Source organism: Longimycelium tulufanense, assembly GCF_014645795.1.
Lineage (GTDB): Bacteria > Actinomycetota > Actinomycetes > Mycobacteriales > Pseudonocardiaceae > Longimycelium > Longimycelium tulufanense.
In genome coordinates this window covers 1-16397 of record NZ_BMMK01000005.1, presented here as the reverse complement: position 1 = coordinate 16397, position 16397 = coordinate 1, and the positions used below count along the sequence as shown (strand labels likewise).

14 protein-coding genes and 2 riboswitches are annotated in these 16397 nt (G+C 69.0%); of the genes, 9 read left to right on the top strand and 5 right to left on the bottom strand.

Annotated elements, in window-relative coordinates:
- The first annotated feature begins 6 nt into the window (after positions 1 to 6).
- Positions 7 to 771 carry a 3-oxoacyl-ACP reductase gene (locus tag IEY55_RS07590; RefSeq protein WP_229686177.1) on the top strand — a complete coding sequence of 255 codons (765 nt, stop codon included), beginning with the start codon at positions 7 to 9 and terminating at the stop codon, positions 769 to 771.
- Between the two features lie 350 nt (positions 772 to 1121).
- Here the strand turns inward: IEY55_RS07590 and IEY55_RS07585 are convergent, their stop codons facing one another.
- Positions 1122 to 2132, bottom strand: coding sequence for a Gfo/Idh/MocA family protein (locus IEY55_RS07585; RefSeq protein WP_189055410.1), 1011 nt, complete (start codon positions 2130 to 2132; stop codon positions 1122 to 1124).
- Between the two features lie 956 nt (positions 2133 to 3088).
- On the opposite strand from IEY55_RS07585, the gene IEY55_RS07580 reads away from it, so the two are divergent.
- The 5 genes from IEY55_RS07580 to IEY55_RS07560 all read left to right on the top strand — a co-directional run bounded on the left by IEY55_RS07580 (position 3089) and on the right by IEY55_RS07560 (position 8920).
- Complete coding sequence (locus IEY55_RS07580; RefSeq protein ID WP_189055408.1) at positions 3089 to 4420, top strand: GDSL-type esterase/lipase family protein; 1332 nt, start codon at positions 3089 to 3091, stop codon at positions 4418 to 4420.
- 205 nt (positions 4421 to 4625) lie between these two features.
- Positions 4626 to 4730, top strand: a riboswitch (glycine riboswitch).
- A riboswitch (glycine riboswitch) is annotated at positions 4731 to 4831 on the top strand. It abuts the riboswitch before it with no gap.
- Between the two features lie 48 nt (positions 4832 to 4879).
- Complete coding sequence (gcvT, locus tag IEY55_RS07575; protein WP_189055406.1) at positions 4880 to 5992, top strand: glycine cleavage system aminomethyltransferase GcvT; 1113 nt, start codon at positions 4880 to 4882, stop codon at positions 5990 to 5992.
- 89 nt (positions 5993 to 6081) lie between these two features.
- On the top strand, positions 6082 to 6465 hold the full coding sequence (gcvH, locus tag IEY55_RS07570; protein WP_189055403.1) for a glycine cleavage system protein GcvH: 384 nt from the start codon (positions 6082 to 6084) through the stop codon (positions 6463 to 6465).
- Positions 6466 to 6497: 32 nt separating this feature from the next.
- Positions 6498 to 7763: a serine hydroxymethyltransferase gene (gene glyA, locus IEY55_RS07565; protein WP_308424736.1), complete on the top strand. Its 1266-nt coding sequence runs from the start codon at positions 6498 to 6500 to the stop codon at positions 7761 to 7763.
- A 509-nt stretch (positions 7764 to 8272) separates the two neighbouring features.
- Positions 8273 to 8920: a FadR/GntR family transcriptional regulator gene (locus IEY55_RS07560; RefSeq protein ID WP_444543286.1), complete on the top strand. Its 648-nt coding sequence runs from the start codon at positions 8273 to 8275 to the stop codon at positions 8918 to 8920.
- Between the two features lie 209 nt (positions 8921 to 9129).
- Here IEY55_RS07560 and IEY55_RS07555 read toward each other — a convergent pair whose 3' ends face one another.
- Positions 9130 to 10641 (bottom strand): M20/M25/M40 family metallo-hydrolase, encoded by a 1512-nt coding sequence (locus IEY55_RS07555; protein ID WP_189055401.1) that lies wholly within the window; start codon positions 10639 to 10641, stop codon positions 9130 to 9132.
- Positions 10642 to 10981: 340 nt separating this feature from the next.
- Here IEY55_RS07555 and IEY55_RS07550 point away from each other — a divergent pair, with 340 nt between their 5' ends.
- Together IEY55_RS07550 and IEY55_RS07545 are read left to right on the top strand one after the other, a co-directional pair.
- Positions 10982 to 11857 (top strand): M23 family metallopeptidase, encoded by an 876-nt coding sequence (locus IEY55_RS07550; RefSeq protein ID WP_189055399.1) that lies wholly within the window; start codon positions 10982 to 10984, stop codon positions 11855 to 11857.
- Positions 11858 to 11983: 126 nt separating this feature from the next.
- A complete protein-coding gene (locus IEY55_RS07545; RefSeq protein WP_189055397.1) occupies positions 11984 to 12814 on the top strand; it encodes a metallophosphoesterase in 831 nt (276 codons plus the stop codon).
- Positions 12815 to 12819: 5 nt separating this feature from the next.
- On the opposite strand, the gene IEY55_RS32940 is transcribed toward IEY55_RS07545, so the two are convergent.
- A complete protein-coding gene (locus IEY55_RS32940) occupies positions 12820 to 13185 on the bottom strand; it encodes a zinc ribbon domain-containing protein (RefSeq protein WP_373289978.1) in 366 nt (121 codons plus the stop codon).
- A 514-nt stretch (positions 13186 to 13699) separates the two neighbouring features.
- On the bottom strand, positions 13700 to 13912 hold the full coding sequence (locus tag IEY55_RS31930) for a hypothetical protein (RefSeq protein WP_229686155.1): 213 nt from the start codon (positions 13910 to 13912) through the stop codon (positions 13700 to 13702).
- 392 nt (positions 13913 to 14304) lie between these two features.
- Here IEY55_RS31930 and IEY55_RS07535 point away from each other — a divergent pair, with 392 nt between their 5' ends.
- Positions 14305 to 14718 (top strand): DoxX family protein, encoded by a 414-nt coding sequence (locus IEY55_RS07535; RefSeq protein WP_189055395.1) that lies wholly within the window; start codon positions 14305 to 14307, stop codon positions 14716 to 14718.
- A 418-nt stretch (positions 14719 to 15136) separates the two neighbouring features.
- Here the strand turns inward: IEY55_RS07535 and IEY55_RS07530 are convergent, their stop codons facing one another.
- Entirely contained in the window at positions 15137 to 15976 is an 840-nt protein-coding gene (locus tag IEY55_RS07530) for a helix-turn-helix domain-containing protein (RefSeq protein WP_189055393.1), read from the bottom strand.
- Positions 15977 to 16397: the final 421 nt, after the last annotated feature.

Here is a 16397-nt window from a genome sequence, read left to right as displayed (position 1 = left end):
GTGGGTGTGCAGCGTCTGCAGGGAAAGGTCGCCGTGGTCACCGGTGCCGGTAGCGGCATCGGGCTGGCCAGTGCCAAGCGGCTGGCGGCCGAGGGCGCGCGCGTGGTGTGCGCCGACATCGACGAGACCGCGGGCAAGGCGGCGGCCGCCGAGGTCGACGGCCTGTTCGTACGCGTGGACGTCACCGACGAGGCCGACGTCCAGGCGATGTTCGCCACCGCGCACGGTGAGTACGGATCGGTGGACATCGCGTTCAACAACGCCGGCATCTCACCGCCCGACGACGACTCCATCCTCACCACCGGCATCGACGCCTGGCGCCGGGTGCAGGAAGTCAACCTCACCTCGGTCTACCTGTGCTGCAAGTACGCCATCCCCTACATGCAGCGGCAGGGCAGGGGCTCGATCATCAACACCGCCTCCTTCGTGGCGGTGATGGGGGCTGCCACCTCCCAGATCTCCTACACCGCCTCCAAGGGCGGTGTGCTGGCGATGAGCCGCGAGCTGGGTGTGCAGTTCGCCAGGGAGGGCATCCGGGTCAATGCGCTGTGCCCCGGGCCGGTGAGCACCCCGCTGCTGCGGGAGCTGTTCGCCAAGGACCCGGAGCGTGCAGCGCGGCGGCTGGTGCACGTGCCGATGGGCCGGTTCGCCGAGCCGTCCGAGATCGCCGCCGCGGTCGCCTTCCTCGCCAGCGACGACGCCTCCTTCATCACCGCCTCCACCTTCCTGGTCGACGGCGGCATCTCCGGTGCCTACGTCACTCCGCTGTAGCTGTTCGGTCCTGGCGCGGCGTCGCGGCGGTTGATCGGCCGCCGCGGTTGGTCGACCGGGGTTCGGCCCAGCCGGACCGTGCGGTGCCGGGACCCTGTCGCCAGGTTTGGGGACCGGGCACCGGCGCCGCAACCCGCCGGGCTGTCGGCGTCGGCCAGTAGGTGCCGCGGTCGACCAGGGTCGCAACCTTCTCGGCCCGGGGCTTCTCGACCAGCGTCGGGCCGGCGAGCAGGTGCTCGCCGGACCGACGCCAACGTCCCGGATCCGTCCAGAGTCGGAGGTGGGGGGTGGTCAGCCAACGTGATCGCACCCCGTCGAGCTGGTTCCTCCCTCGGCACCGGCGCGCGTGCTCAGCGGCGCACCTCGTCGAGCCGGACGGAACGGTTCTCCTGCCTGGACCGCTCGCACGCCTCGGCGATGTAGAAGGCTTCCAGCGCGTCGAACACCGTGCAGGGACTTTGCCCACGACCGGCCACGAGGTCGACAAATGCGCTGAGCTCGGCGGCGAACGCCGGCCGGAACCGGTCCATGAACAGCGGGTAGGCCGGCCCACCGGGCCACCGCACACCTGGCTCCACCGAACGCAGCGGGAGGCGGTCGTCCAGCCCGACCGCGACGCTGTCCTGCGACCCCAGTACCTCCAACCGCACGTCGTAGCCGGCGGCGTTGTACCGGGTCGCGGACACCAACGCCAAGGTGTCGTCGTCCAGAACGAGCATCGCCGCGAGGGTGTCGACATCGCCGCTGGCGCGGAAGAAGTCCGCGCCACGGTTGGTGCCCCGCGCGAAGACCTCAACCACCTCCCGACCGGTGACCCAGCGGATGATGTCGAAGTCGTGCACGCTGCAGTCACGGAAGAAACCGCCGGACGCGGCCACGTACTCGGGCGTCGGCGGGCCAGGGTCCAGCGTGCACGCCCGCACCGTGTGGACCCAACCGAGCTTGCCCGCCGCCACGGCATCCCGGGCAGCGGTGTAGCCGGCATCGAAGCGTCGCTGGAAGCCCACCTGCACCGGCACCTCGGTCCCGCCGACCCGATCGATGACCGCCAGCGTGCCCTGCACATCAGGCGCGACCGGCTTCTCGCAGAACACCGGGATCCCCGCGTCGACTCCCCGTTCCAGCAGCTCGGGATGGGCATCGGTGGCGGCGGCGATAACGAGCCCGTCGAGACCGGCCGAGAACAGATCGTCGGGTCGATCGAGGACCACCACACCGGTCTCGCCGAGCTGGGCCGCCACCAGGTGTGCCCGCACGGCATCGGTATCGGCCAGCACCAGGGTCCCGATCGCCGGCAGCGTGCGCAGGGTCTGGGCGTGGAAGGCACCAATCCGCCCCACACCAGCGAGTCCGATCCGCATGGGTAGGTTCTCCATCCTCGTGTCCACACCCTCGTTGGAGCGCTCTAACTTTTAGAGCGCTCCAAATCCTGTGGTACGAGACACAGTAGGGTCAAGGGTCCTGGCGAAGTCCTGGCCACCTGACCGATCCAGTGGGAACGCGTCGTCGCTGCCACGCCTCGCAGTGATGGCCTATCCGGTGACTCAGGAAGAGGCCCGGCATATCGCAAACCGAACCCGTCAACAACGTCGCCCAGCGCGAGTGCGCTTCGGGCGGCCGCGTCCTGATCGTGAGCGCCAGTCGTCCGTGCCCGGGGTGGGAACCCAGGCCCGCACCCTCGTTGGCGGCTCGGATGTGGCATGTCTCGGACGGCGCTGTCGCTGGACTCCCGATACCGGACGATATCGGACCCGACGCTGGACTGGCCACCAAAGTGGCCGGGCGAGATGTTGGAAAATTGCTGTCATCGGAAAACCTCCGGCAACCCGTCATATTGTGCACGTTGTGCTTGGCACATGGATGCGCACGGGCCGGCGGCTGATTCGTTGGACGTAACGGGAAGCGTGATCCGGTAGGTGGAACTCAGTCGGGTGATTGTGTCCTGGCGGTCGGAGTTTTTCCGACATAACAGTCTTGCGAGATGCGAGCCCAGTGCCATGGCCGGTCGGCGCCCCAGTGCCCGCTGTGGCTGTACGACAACAGGGCAGGTATCGACTCTTCACTGGATCGTCACCCGGTGGCAAACACGTCCTGCCTCGCAGTGACCGAAACTGGCCGATGACTGGAAGTGATTTTCTCAATATCAACACTTCCGCGTGCGTAGGGGTCGGTAAAACTCCACGTCAGCTAGAAACGAAACAGCAGTCAGCCAAGAGGGAAACAACAACGGTGTGCGAGGCGTTGCCGAATGGAGGCATTTCGTATGGCAAGGTCAACAACTCGTGGGCAGGCCAGGAGGTGGGGACTGGTCACGTCGGTGGCTACGGCCCTGGCGGGCGCGGTGCTCGCGACACCCGGCACCGCAGCGGCGGCCGAACCGGCACCGGGCCCCGCACCGGTGACCTGCTCCTCGGCCGGTTGGGTGGGCGCGTGGGCCGCCGTTCCCGGCGGCCCCCAACGCTTCGTCCAGGAAGACACCAACGGGCCCTCGATCAACGTCGATGGCTACCCCCTGACGTTGCCTCGGGCGATCGCCAACGAATCACTGCGCATGATCACCACGCCGGAAACCTCGGGTACCGCGGTGCGCGTGCACCTGAGCAACCGCTACGGCACGGACCCGATCACGTTCGCCAACGTCCACGTCGGCCGGCAGCAGTCCGGTTCCAGCCTGGTCCCCGGCTCGAACAAGCCGTTGACGTTCTCCGGCGCCGACAAGGTCACCGTCCCGCCCGGGCAGGACGTGGTCAGCGACCCGGTGGCGATCACCGTCGCTCCCTTCGACAAGCTCGCTGTCAGCTTCCACGTTCCGCAGGTCTTTCACTCGGCCCCGACCTATCACTGGGACGGGAACCACACCTCGTACCTGTCGCCACCGCTGAGCGGCGACCACGCCGCGGAGGAGAACGGCAACGCCTTCGGCGACCGGACGAGCTCGATCTACTACGTCGACGCCGTCGACGTCTACGCCCCCGCCGGCACCTCCGCGGTGGCGGTCCTGGGTGACTCCTTCACCAACAGCGTCGCCACCACCGCGGACGCCGACCGGCGCTGGCCGGACTTCCTCACCCGCCGGCTCCAGGCCACCCCGGGTGGCTCCCGGCTGTCGGTGGTCGACTCCGCGATCAGCTTCAACTTCGCCAGCCCGGGGATCCGGCCGGGCATTCTCGGTCCCAACCTGGTCGGCATCGGCGGGCCTTCGGGGGTGGAGCGGTTCCGGGCCGACGTGGCCAGCGTTCCGGGGGTCCGGGCGGTGGTCGTCGTGCTCGGCATGAACGACCTGGCGTTCTTCGCCTCCGCTGACGAGGTGATCGACGCCTACCGGCAGATCGTCGACCAGGCGCACCGGGCCGGGCTGAAGGCCATCGGAGGCACGCTCACCCCCACCGCCGGCGCGGAGGGCGTGGCCTTCACCTACGGGCTCCCCGGAGCGCAGGCCAACCGGAAGCAGGTCAACGACTTCGTCCGGAACAGCGGGCTGTTCGACGGTGTGGTCGACTTCGCCGCCGCAGTGTCCGACCCGAACCAGCCGGACCACTGGGCACCGGGACTGTCCCCGGACAACGTGCACCCCAACGACCAAGGTGCCGAACGCGAGGCCAACGCGATCGACGTGGCCCAACTCCAGGACCTCGCCGGCTGCCACTGAACATCTGTCGAGCGGTGGCCGGGTAGGGCGGGAGCGTCCTACCCAGCCACCGCACGCTCATCTCCCTGCCGATCGGGCAGCTCGTCGGGCAGGGGCAGCCAGCTGGCGCCCGAGGGGGCGGCCACACCCACGTCGCACCTACTCGGGGTGCAACCCCGGCGCCGGTCTGCGTATGCTGCGGGCCACAACCGAACATCGCGCCGTTCGAGTCCGGGCGGGAGAGACCTCCGTGGCCGTGCGCGGCGGGCGGGGGCGCCGAAGGAGCAACACTCCCGGGAAACTCTCAGGCACCAACTACCGTTCGGACGAGGCGACCTCTGGAAAGCAGGCGGCACCCCGTGCCGCCTCACCCACGGTGCAAGCCGCGACCCGTCGCGGCGAAGCTCTCAGGTCCACGACAGAGCAGGGAGGCCCACCCAGGCACGCCGGCAGACCACCGGCACGACCGAGGGAGCCTCGATGCAACCCCAGGACCCACCCAAGCAGACCCCGCTCCACGCGGTGCACGTCGCGCTCGGCGCGAACATGACCGACTTCGCGGGCTTCTCCATGCCCCTGCGCTACACCAGCGAGCTGGCCGAGCACCACGCGGTGCGGCAGGGCGCCGGGCTGTTCGACCTCTCGCACATGGGCGAGATCGTCCTCACCGGCCCGCAAGCCGCCGCGGCCCTCGACTACGCGCTGGTCGGCAACATCGGCAAGCTCGGCCACCACCGCGCCCGCTACACCATGATCTGCGCGCCCGACGGCGGCGTGCTGGACGACCTCATCGTTTACCGCACCGGCGAGCAGGAGTACCTCGTTGTCGCCAACGCGGCGAACACCGACGTTGTCGCTGCGGAGCTGTCCGCGCGTGCCAGCGGCTTCGACACCGAGGTCACCGACGCCAGCGCCGACCACGCGCTCCTCGCCGTGCAGGGACCGGCCGCGGCCGGCCTGCTGGCCACGCTGACCGACGCCGATCTGGACAACCTGAAGTACTACGCCTGCCTGCCCGCCCGGGTGGCCGGCCACGAGGTGCTGCTCGCCCGCACCGGCTACACCGGCGAGGACGGCTTCGAGCTGTTCTGTGCCCCCGCCGCCGCCGAGTCGCTGTGGCAGGCGCTGCGCGCGGCCGGCGGTCCCCAGGTCCCGCTGCCGGCCGGGCTGGCCAGCCGGGACAGCCTCCGCCTGGAAGCCGGCATGCCGCTGTACGGCCACGAGCTCACCCGGGCGCGCACCCCGTTCGAGGCCGGCCTGGGCCGGGTGGTCAAGTTCGACAAGGGCGACTTCGTCGGCCGGGGCGCCCTGCTGGCCCGCAAGGAGGCCGGCCCCACCGAGACGCTGGTGGGCTTGGTGGCGCGCGGCCGCCGCGCGCCCCGCGCCGGCTACCCCGTGGTCGACCCCGCGAGCGGCACCCCGATCGGGACCGTGACCAGTGGTGCGCCCTCACCTACGCTGGGCCAGCCGGTTGCCATGGCCTACGTGCCGGTCGACCGGAGTGCGCCGGTTACCGAGCTGGCCGTCGACGTCCGCGGCCGCCAGGAGCCCGTCGACGTCGTCGAGCTGCCGTTCTACCGCCGCGGCGCCTGACCCGCCGCACTTCCCCAACACACCGGTGCCCGTCACACGGCGGCACCGGTCCCCGTCGACTTCCTGACTTCCCCGTGCCTGGAGGAACCATGAACTTCCCCGCCGACCTGCGTTACAGCCAGGACCACGAGTGGTGCACCGAGCCGGCGGACGGCGTGACCACCGTGGGCGTCACCGGATACGCCGCCGAGTCCCTCGGTGACGTGGTGTTCGTCCAGCTCCCCGAGGTGGGGACCACGGTCGCCGCCGGCGAGGTGTGCGGCGAGATCGAGTCCACCAAGTCGGTCAGCGACCTCTACGCGCCGGTCACCGGCGAGGTCGTCGAGGTCAACCAGGCGGTCGTGGACGATCCCGCACTGGTCAACGCCGAGCCCCACGGCCGGGGCTGGCTCTTCCGGGTCCGGGTGGAGGCACTGCCCGCCGAACTGCTCGACGCCGCGGGTTACGGTGCCCTGGTCGGCGCCGAGGCATGAGCACCGCCGACGATCACGACGAGGAGCAACGCATGGACCTGATGCACGCCCCGCTGACCGAGCTGGACCCGGAGGTCGCCGCGGCGGTGGGCGCCGAGCTGCGCCGTCAGCAGGGCACCCTGGAGATGATCGCCTCGGAGAACTTCGCGCCGGTCGCGGTGCTCCAGGCGCAGGGCTCGGTGCTGACCAACAAGTACGCCGAGGGTTACCCGGGGCGGCGGTACTACGGCGGTTGCGAGCACGTCGACGTGGTCGAGCGGTTGGCCATCGAGCGGATCACGGCGCTGTTCGGTGCCGAGGCCGCCAACGTGCAGCCGCACTCCGGCGCGCAGGCCAACGCCGCGGCGATGTTCGCGCTGCTCGACCCGGGTGACACCATCCTGGGCCTGGACCTCGCGCACGGTGGGCACCTCACCCACGGCATGCGGATCAACTTCTCCGGCAAGCTCTACAACGTGGTCGCCTACCACGTCTCGGAGGCCGACTACCGGGTGGACATGGCCGAGGTGGAGCGGCTGGCCAAGGAACACCGGCCGAAGCTGATCGTGGCCGGTTGGTCGGCCTACCCGCGACAGCTCGACTTCGCCGAGTTCCGGCGGATCGCCGACGAGGTGGGCGCCTACCTGATGGTCGACATGGCGCACTTCGCCGGCCTGGTGGCCGCGGGGCTGCACCCGAACCCGGTGCCGCACGCGCACGTGGTCACCACGACCACGCACAAGACCCTCGGTGGCCCGCGGGGCGGGGTGATCCTGACCACCAAGGAGCTGGCCAAGAAGATCAACTCCGCGGTGTTCCCCGGGCAGCAGGGTGGCCCGCTGGAGCACGTCATCGCCGCCAAGGCGGTGGCCTTCAAGGTCGCGGCGAGCGAGGAGTTCGCCGACCGCCAGCGTCGCACGCTGGAGGGGGCGCGGATCCTGGCCGACCGGCTCCGCCGCGAGGACTGCGCCGCCGCCGGCGTGCGGGTGCTCACCGGCGGTACCGACGTGCACCTGGTCCTGGTCGACCTGCGTGACTCCGAGCTGGACGGCAAGCAGGCCGAGGACCTGCTGCACTCGGTGGGGATCACGGTCAACCGCAACGCCGTGCCGTTCGACCCGCGGCCGCCGATGGTCACCTCGGGCCTGCGCATCGGCACGCCGGCGCTGGCCACCCGCGGTTTCGGGGCTGAGGACTTCGCCGAGGTCGCTGACGTGATCGCGACCGCGCTGCAGCCGGGGGCGGACGTGCCCGCCCTGCGCGACCGGGTCACCGCGCTGGCCGCCAAGTACCCGCTCTACCCCGACCTGGGTCGCTAGCAGTACCGCCTGGACGCGGCGGCCCGCACCTTGTCCAGTGTGCGGGCCGCCGCGTTCGCGCGTTTCGGGCTGTCGCCTGGCTGCCATGGCTTTCCGGCGCGGGTTGCCACCTACGCGTGCCCTCCCCAGCCAGGAAACCCGGTGCGGTGCTCGGCTTTTCGGGTTTCCGGACTGCGGTTGGTTATTGTGAATTTCCTCCGTTGTGTCTGTATTGCCGCGGAGTTTCTCTCCGGGGCATGTCCCCTGTGTGGTATCGCGTCTCACCGCCGCCTGATCCGTGCTGCTGGGCGAGCAGCCTGGCGGCTTCGTGCCGGGGAGCCCTCCGGCCGTGGAGCGCTCGTCGGGTTCCGTCGATGTTCTAATCTGACCACGGTCAGACCATTGGCGGTTCGGGGAGGCGGGCGGTGCGGGAGCGGGAGGCCAGTGCCGGGTCGGTGCCCGCCGGCGCCGAACATCCGATGTTCCGGCCACTGCGCACCGGTAACGCCTTCGAGGAGACCGTCGAGCGGCTGCTGCAGGCGATCCGGCTCGGCGTGGTGGGGCCGGGGGAGAAGCTGCCGGCCGAGCGGGAACTGGCGGCACGGCTCAACGTCAGCCGGGTGACGCTGCGGGAGGCGATCCGCGCGTTGCAGCAGGCCGGGTTCGTCCAGTCCCGCCGCGGCCGCTACGGCGGCACCTTCGTGGTCGACGAACCGCCCACCGCCATCCGCCACGACGTGCGGGGCGTGGCCCGGCGGTGGGACGCGGCCCGCCTCGCCGACGTCTTCACGTTCCGCCACGTCCTGGAGACCGGCGCAGCTGAGGCCGCCGCCGCCCGCGAGCTCACCGCGGCCGAGCGGGAGCACCTGACCGCCAAGCTGGCCGAGGCGGGCCGGGCCGACCTCGCCGACTTCCGGCGCCGCGACTCCCGCCTGCACCTGGCGATCGCCGAAGTGACCGGGTCCAGCGCACTGGTGTCGGCCGTGGCCGACGTGCGCATGCGGCTCAACGAGCTCCTGGACGCGATTCCCCTGTTGGAACGCAACATCGAGCACTCCCGCGAGCAGCACGAGCAGGTCGTGGCCGCGATTTTGGCCGGCAACCCCAGCGCCGCCCGGGAAGCCATGGCCGAACACCTCGCCGGCACGGCCTCGCTGCTGCGTGGCTTCCTCGGCTGAGCACCACTGGCGTCCCCGCGGCCGTGACGCCCCTCGCTTTCGGCCCGACGTTGTCACGCCGAGCGGGCGGGCGACCGTCGTTCCGGTGCCATGAGCGGCCGGTGCCGCACGTTCGCCCGAGACGAGGGGCCAGGTTGCTGCTCGATCCGGCGCGGTTGTCCGAGTACGAGATCTACAAGCTCATGATCGGAAGCATCGTTCCTCGGTGGTTAGACGGTGAAGCGACGGAACAATCGGTAGAGCAGCTCCATGCCCTGGCGGAGGGCGTCAACACGGACCCGTTCGTTGGTGCCGTGCATCGAAACCATGGCGGCGTTGTCGACAACGTACGGGTAGATGCCGTACACCGGAACGCCCTGCTTCCGCCAGGGACCGCCGCTGGTGCCCGCCTCGAACATCGCGGGAACGGCGGGAACACGGGGCAGGACCTCACCCGCAGCGGCCCGCCAGGCGCGGAAGACGTCGGTGTCGGTGGTGGACGGCTGGGACGCCCAACGTTCGTTCCAACCGGCCAGGATCTCGTCCTGGGTCTGCCCGGGCTGGCCCACCAGGGTGAGCTCGATTCCCCCGTCGGCGATGGCGGTGCGAATCCCGTCGATCACCGCGGCCGGGCGCTGGCCCTGCGGGGTGAAGCGAATCTGGAGCTGTACTGAGGCCCGGGAGGGGATGACGTTGGACCGGTACCCGCCCTCCTGGACGACGTAGGCGACGGTCGCGCGGAGCAGCGCGTTGTGCAGCCAGGGGTAGGGGCTCCTGTCGACGACGAGGCGCGCGGCGCGCTCGACCTGCCGTGGGTTCCGGGCGTGCAGCAGCAGCCGGATCCCGTGGGCGAAGCTTTCGTCGGTGGTGGCCTCGGCCAAGGCCTCGAAGTACCGGCGGTTGATGTCGGTGAGCACGACGTCCGGCTGGTGGTCGGCCAAGCGGGCCACGGCCCGGTTGAGCCGGACGATCGCGGAGTCGGGAATGGGCTTGGACGAGTGTGTGGCCGTGCCTCGTGCGGTCAGCCGGACCAGGCCGAACACCCGGTCCTGGGTGGTGACGGACAGCATCATCGGGGTCCGGCCGTCCCGCTGCGCCAGCTGCCATCCGCCCTCGGTGAGTACCGCACCCACCCGTAACAGCTCCGGCTCCTGCTGCAGCAACCAATAGGTGCTGTGCGGTCCACCCTCCTCGTCGCAGTCGGACAGGAAGATCACGTCCCGGTCGAACCGGGCACCCTCTCGGACCAGGCGCAATAACGCACTCATATAGGCGGCGTTCGCGCCCTTCATGTCAACCGCACCGCGTCCCCACAGCTCGCCGTCGACCACCTCACCGCCGAACGGGTCCCGCTGCCAGTCCTCCCGCTCCACCGTCACGACGTCGGAGTGGCAGAGCAACAACAGGGGCGGGCGTGCACCCGTGCCCTGGATGCGCGCGACGAGGTGCACGTTGTCGGGCTTGGGCGTGGGCACGATGCGCGTGTTGACGCCGTGGGCCTCCCAGATGGCGCGTAGGGCGCGCGCGTGCGGCAACGTCACCCCGCCCTCACCGTTGTGGGACGTGTCGAACCGGATCATGGTGCGGGCCAGCGACACCACGTCGATGTCGTGCACGTCGTGCTCGGGCGCGGGTGGCGACGGCGCCGCGGTAGCTGCCGGGGGAGTGGCCATGGGCAGCGCGAGACCGGCGGTGACCCCGGTTGTGCGGAGGAACCCACGTCGGCTGAGATGCGCACCCATCGACCTCGCGTCCCCTCACTAGCCGAACACCCGACAGGTTCCGATCGTGGCCGATGGCGGCGGGCTTGTGGGTGGGTGGGAAAGAAGTTGGCCGAAAGTGTTCGCTGAACCCGAACGACTCGGTCGCAACGAGTGACAATTTTACGCGATTCTTATACCAAAAGGCGACGAAGGTCACTCCAACTTGCCCCTTCCGGTGACCCATCGTTAGCGTCGCTCGACGAAAGTCACGGTTCGGTTAACAGTGGGACACGGTATCGATCATCCCCCGGGTCCATACCAGCCCGACCCCGACGGGTGTCCCAGACCGAACTCCCCGAACAATTGAAAGGTCTGAGCAGTGGCTCGACACCGTGCGAGCGGTGGTGAGCAACCCTCTCCGGCACTTCAGCAGGCGCTGAGCAGCATCACCCCGAATGCCAGAGGCGCGCGCCACCGAGCACCGTCCCCCACCGTCATCCGTACCCGGGTCATCACCGCGGCCCTGGCCGCCGGCACCTTCGTCACGGGCGCGGCGAACCTGGAGACGGTCAAGTCCGCCGCGAACGAGATCTCCCCGCTGGGCAAGACCACCGACCTGGCGATGACCAGCACCGGCATCCAGCCCCGGAGCGGGCATCCCGAGACCCTCCCGGTGGCCGACATCGCCGAGCCGGCCGGCGCGGCCGCGAAGCTGGGCCGGGCCGCCCAGCAGCAGCTCGAACAGGCCGCCAAGGCCGCCTCCGACCAGGCCGCCGCGGCCCGCGCCGCGGCCGAGCAGGCCGCCCGCGAGGCTGCCGAACGCGACGCCCGGGAGGCCGCCGAACGCGAGCGGGTCGCCGCGCTGCGCGCCCAGTTCGTCAAGCCCGCCGAGGGCGTCTTCACCTCCGGGTTCGGCGCCCGCTGGGGCACCAGTCACCAGGGTGTGGACATCGCCAACGCCATCGGCACCCCGATCCGCTCGGTGGCCGACGGCGTCGTGGTGGAGTCCGGCCCCGCCAGCGGCTTCGGCCTGTGGGTCCGCATCCGCCACAACGACGGCACGGTCACCGTCTACGGACACATCAACGAATCGCTGGTGCAGGCCGGCCAGCGCGTCACCGCCGGCCAGCAGATCGCGACCATGGGCAACCGCGGCCAGTCCACCGGTCCACACCTGCACTTCGAGGTGTGGCTGAACGGTAGCCAGAAGATCGACCCGCGCCCCTGGCTCGCCGAGCGTGGCATCCAGGTCTGACCGACCGCCGGCGCCCACACGCCACCGGATGGGCCCTTGTCGTCACGTGACGGCAAGGGCCCATCCGCGTGGTCCCGCCTATCGCCCGAACGAATGAACGCGTGACCGCGGGCTACGCTCGGAACTGTGTCCCCTGACCAGGCCAGAGCCACGTCACTGCACGTGGTCGGCGACGTCCACGGCCACCTCGAACCGCTGGTCGCCGCGCTGACCACCGCCGGGTTGGTGGACGCCGCCGGCGACTGGGCCGGCGCGGACGCCGGGCTGTGGTTCCTCGGGGACTTCACCGACCGGGGCCCGGATGGCATCGGCGTCATCGATCTCGTCATGCGCCTGGCCCGGCAGGCCGACGAAGCCGGCGGCCACGTCGGCGCGGTGCTCGGCAACCACGAGCTGCTGTTGCTCGGCGCGCACCACTTCCCGGACGAGCCGGTGTCCCCCAACCCCCGCACCTACCGGGAGCTGTGGCAGCTCAACGGCGGCCGGACCGAGGACCTCACCCGGCTGCGCGACGAGCACGTCGCATGGCTGTCCGGCCTGCCCGCCGCGGCGGTGGTGGCCGACCACCTGCTGGTGCACTCCGACACCACCGCCTACCTCGAGCTGGGCTCCTCCGTGACCGAGGTCAACCGGACCGTGGCCCGGGTGATTGCTGAGCCGCGACCGGAGGAGTGGACCGACTGTATGCGGCTGCTGTTCCGGCGCGGCGAGTTCCTGGACCCCACCCTCGGGCCCAAGGCGGCCGAGGTGGTGCTCCGGACGCTGGGCGGGCGACGGATCGTGCACGGGCACAGCCCCATCCCGGTGATCCGCGGCATCGACCCCTGGGAGGTCGAGGGCCCCTACGTCTACGCCGACGGCCGCGTCGTGGACGTCGACGCCGGCCTGTTCTTCGGCGGACCCTGCCTGGTTGTTCCGTTGCCGTTGCCCGAGTCGGGCGATGAGGAGCCGGCGTAGCCACCTCAATGATCACCCATCGTCACCAAACTGTGGCGACCGGGGCCCGCTCTCGGCATGCCCCGGACGGCGCCATCGTCGATCCTGGGAGCATGGTCGAGGTACCCACAGGCGGTGCAGCAGAAGTGTTCCCGGTCGCGGTTGCTCTCCGCGCAATGCCCACAGCATGGGCAGGTGGGGGAACTGTTGCGGAGGCCCACAGCTATCACTCGTCGACCGGCACTTTCAGCCTTGTGCGCAAGGAGCCTGAGGAACACCCCCCAACCCGTGTCGAGGGTGCTGCGGTTCAGCCCGGTCTTCGCCGCTGCTCCGTTGGGGAGAAACACACCCGGCTGGTCGGGATCAGGTTTGGCTTGCGGTTTGCGCACCATGCCGGTGATATTCATCCGTTCGTGAGCGATGACATCAGCTGCGCGCACCACGTGGAGCGCAGTCTTGTGCGCGTGGTCGAGGCGTGGTCGGCAAATCTTGGCGTGTAGGCGGGCGACTTTGCGGCGGCAGCCCGATGCTGACGGGAGCGCTTGGTGCGGTGTCGTTGTGGGAACGTAGACAAGGCATGTTGCACCTGCTCCAACGCCTCGGCCAACCGCTTCAGGACACCTTGGGTTGGGGATGTGCTCTCCGGTGTGGGTGGTGGCGAAATGGGTGATACCCATGTCGAGCGCCACCACGCGGCCCGTCGCGGGCAACGGTTCGACCGGCACGTCGTCGCAGGAGAGCACTACGAACCAGCGCGAGCCCTCACACTTGACGCTGACCGTCCTCACACGACCCAGGATGGCCCGGTGCTCGTGTGCCCGTACATGCCCGATACCCTGGAGATGGAGACGGGTGGCGGGGGGTGTGGGGCTGCGAGTCCGAGCGACAGCCGTCCCCGCCCTGAGATCACTCCACGGTGTCGAACCAGCCAACTCCCTTGAACCGCGGATAACCGGGTTGCTGGCCGTTTTTGATGCGGCGGAAGAACGCAGCGAATGCCTTGTTCAACCGGCGCAGGGTGGCCTGCTGGGAGGAGAACGAGCACCGCCCCTGCCCCTCTGGGTCGGCACGGCCGATGTCGCGGAGTTGAGCGGACTGCTCGACATACTGGATCGACACGCCCGCCATACGGTAGCCATCCCCCTGCTCAGTCAGCGCGGCGTTGTAAAGCTACCGGTGATCCTCGAGACACGTCACCAGGGCAACATACTGCTTAGCTGTGGGGCGCAACAAAAACTTGAAGGACTGGCGCATCCTCACCCACCCGCCTTCAGGGTGCGGCACCACTGGGTGGCGACCACATGCAAGCCCAAGTCGTACACGCCACTGGAGAACCGGCGGACGCTCGCGCCATCACACGATCCTTCTACGAGTTCCTTGTGTCGATCCGATTCCCGGGAGACCCGTCCACTCACCTGCTTGGTGCCACGCCGGCTGACGCCGGCCCTGGCCAACGGGTCTCCGAATTCATCCCCCTGCCCCAAGGCAGGGCTCCCCATTGGAGGTTTGTGATGGATCTCGTCGCACTCGTCGGACGCATCCTCTTCGTCCTGATCTTCTTCGGGTCCGCCTACGGCCACTTCACCAACACCGACTACATGGCCGGCTACGCCCAGGCGAAGAAACTCCCGGCACCGCGGCTGGCCGTGCTCGGCAGCGGGGTGTGGATGGTGGTGGGCGGGCTGCTGGTCCTGCTCGGCCTGTGGGGCGATTTCGGGGCGTTGATGTTGTTCCTGTTCCTCGCCCCGACCGCACTCGTCATGCACGCCTTCTGGCGGGAGACCGATCCCCGCGCACGTGCCAACGAGCAGATCCAGTTCATGAAAGACATCGCGCTTGCCGGCGGCGCCCTCCTCATCTTCGTGCTCTACCGCACCGACAAGGTTGGGCTGGCGATCACCGGGCCACTGTTCGGCTCCTTCTGAGCCACCGCCTACAACACTGGGAATCGGTGGGACACCGGCTCCTAGGTCCGTCCCCCGCTGCCGCCGCAACGCGGCCGTGGCCGGGGCAAGCGACGCTGTGTCCTGCGGGGAGCTCAGATGACGGCTGGGTCGCTTGTAGCGACTGAAGTATCGGCGCGGGCAAGAGTGCTTGCCCGGCAGCAGCATGTCCCACGACGTACAGCTGCCCGCGGGATCGTTCACTGTACCGCTGGGAGGAGCGATGCTGGACGCGGCTGCCGGGCTACCTTCGATCACCTGAGGACATTGAGACTGGCACATCGACTTTCCGGCCTCGGCACGAGAGGGCGTTGCGCGGAAGGGCACTCGGCGGACCCATCCACTTGACCAGCGCGTGCCCGCTTCCCCTCGGGCCCGCTGGCCAACGGCATGGCCACCGTCAGGCCGACTGGCGACGTGCGGGCCTTCGCGCCGGAGTGAAGGTGAGCAGTCGCAACCCGGACCGCAGCTTGACCGTAACCCCGAACATACCGCGCTGGCCGTATCTGGGGTGGCTGAGGCACGTCGTGAAGTAGCGGTTGGACGGGGCGAGGTGAAACTGGTCCCACAGCACGCGCGCCTGGTGGCTGATCGCAAGAAGACGCGAGATGACCCGTTCGAGGTCCGGGTGGCCGGGATGGCGTGCGTAGTCGGTATGCAGCTGGCCGATCAGTGCGCAGCGTTCGCTGTTGATCTCGACGAAGCGTTGGGCGGCATCTTCGCTGAAGAGCCAGAGCGCGAAGTTGCGGTCTTCCTCGTTGTGATCGCTGAAGTTCGCGAACCATTCGGTGACCGCGGAGTTCCAGCACAGGAGCTGCCAGGAGAGGTCGGTGACCATGGTGGGCTTGGGCACCTGGCTGCGGACGAACTCGCGGAGCCCGGCGTCCACCGTGGCCCTGGGGGCTTCGTGTCGTGTGGGTTCGTGGCCGGACGCCAGGAGGTAGAGGCACGTACGTTCCGCCTCGTCCATCCGCAGAACACGCGAGATTGATTCCAGGATCTGGCTGTTGGGCGTGGTCAGTTCGCCACGCTCGAAAGCGGCGTACCAGCGGGTGCTCAACCCCGCCATGATCGCCACGTCTTCCTGCCGCAACCCAGTGTCCCGCCGTGACAGGCTGAGCGGCAGCCCGACCTGATCCCGCCGCAGGCGGGCACGACAGGCGCGCAGCAGCGCGTTCAACTCCCGGCGACGGGCATCTTCAGTCGTCTCCAGACTGGGAATCTCTTCGACGAGAAGCACGGTTCCTCCTGGTTGCTTCTGTTGTGGGAACTTCATTTGGCCGTGCGAAGGCGAGACCTCCTTTTAGGAATGAAGGCCACCGAAAAAGCGATAAACCGACGCTGCGGTGTCGGACAAGGCTAGGGCCAACCTGATGCCGATCTGACATGATCCATCCCGCACCTCACCCTGTCGAGCGAGATCAGCCGGAGTGCTCGATCAAGTGCTCTGACCGGGCACGTTCCCAGGTTGACTGCCTCCTGACCTCTTCGCTTGATCAATAATGCGAGACCCCACGAATGGGTAGTACATGATCCAGTTCCTGAAGTTGAAATTTCATCATGTTTCATTTGGTGGCGCGACTGGTTCAAGTTTTGACTAAGAGCGTGTCTCACTTGGTAGATCGTTGAGGTGGGGTAGATGATCTCCACTCGTGGACGAT

What these genes read in the sequence shown, in the direction of transcription:
- IEY55_RS07585 (WP_189055410.1), bottom strand. Translation starts at nt 2,132, where the DNA reads ATGCGGATCGGACTCGCTGGTGTGGGGCGGATTGGTGCCTTCCACGCC.
- gcvT (WP_189055406.1), top strand. Translation starts at nt 4,880, where the DNA reads ATGCAACCCCAGGACCCACCCAAGCAGACCCCGCTCCACGCGGTGCAC.
- gcvH (WP_189055403.1), top strand. Translation starts at nt 6,082, where the DNA reads ATGAACTTCCCCGCCGACCTGCGTTACAGCCAGGACCACGAGTGGTGC.
- glyA (WP_308424736.1), top strand. Translation starts at nt 6,498, where the DNA reads ATGGACCTGATGCACGCCCCGCTGACCGAGCTGGACCCGGAGGTCGCC.
- IEY55_RS07555 (WP_189055401.1), bottom strand. Translation starts at nt 10,641, where the DNA reads ATGGGTGCGCATCTCAGCCGACGTGGGTTCCTCCGCACAACCGGGGTC.
- IEY55_RS32940 (WP_373289978.1), bottom strand. Translation starts at nt 13,185, where the DNA reads ATGGTGCGCAAACCGCAAGCCAAACCTGATCCCGACCAGCCGGGTGTG.
- IEY55_RS07535 (WP_189055395.1), top strand. Translation starts at nt 14,305, where the DNA reads ATGGATCTCGTCGCACTCGTCGGACGCATCCTCTTCGTCCTGATCTTC.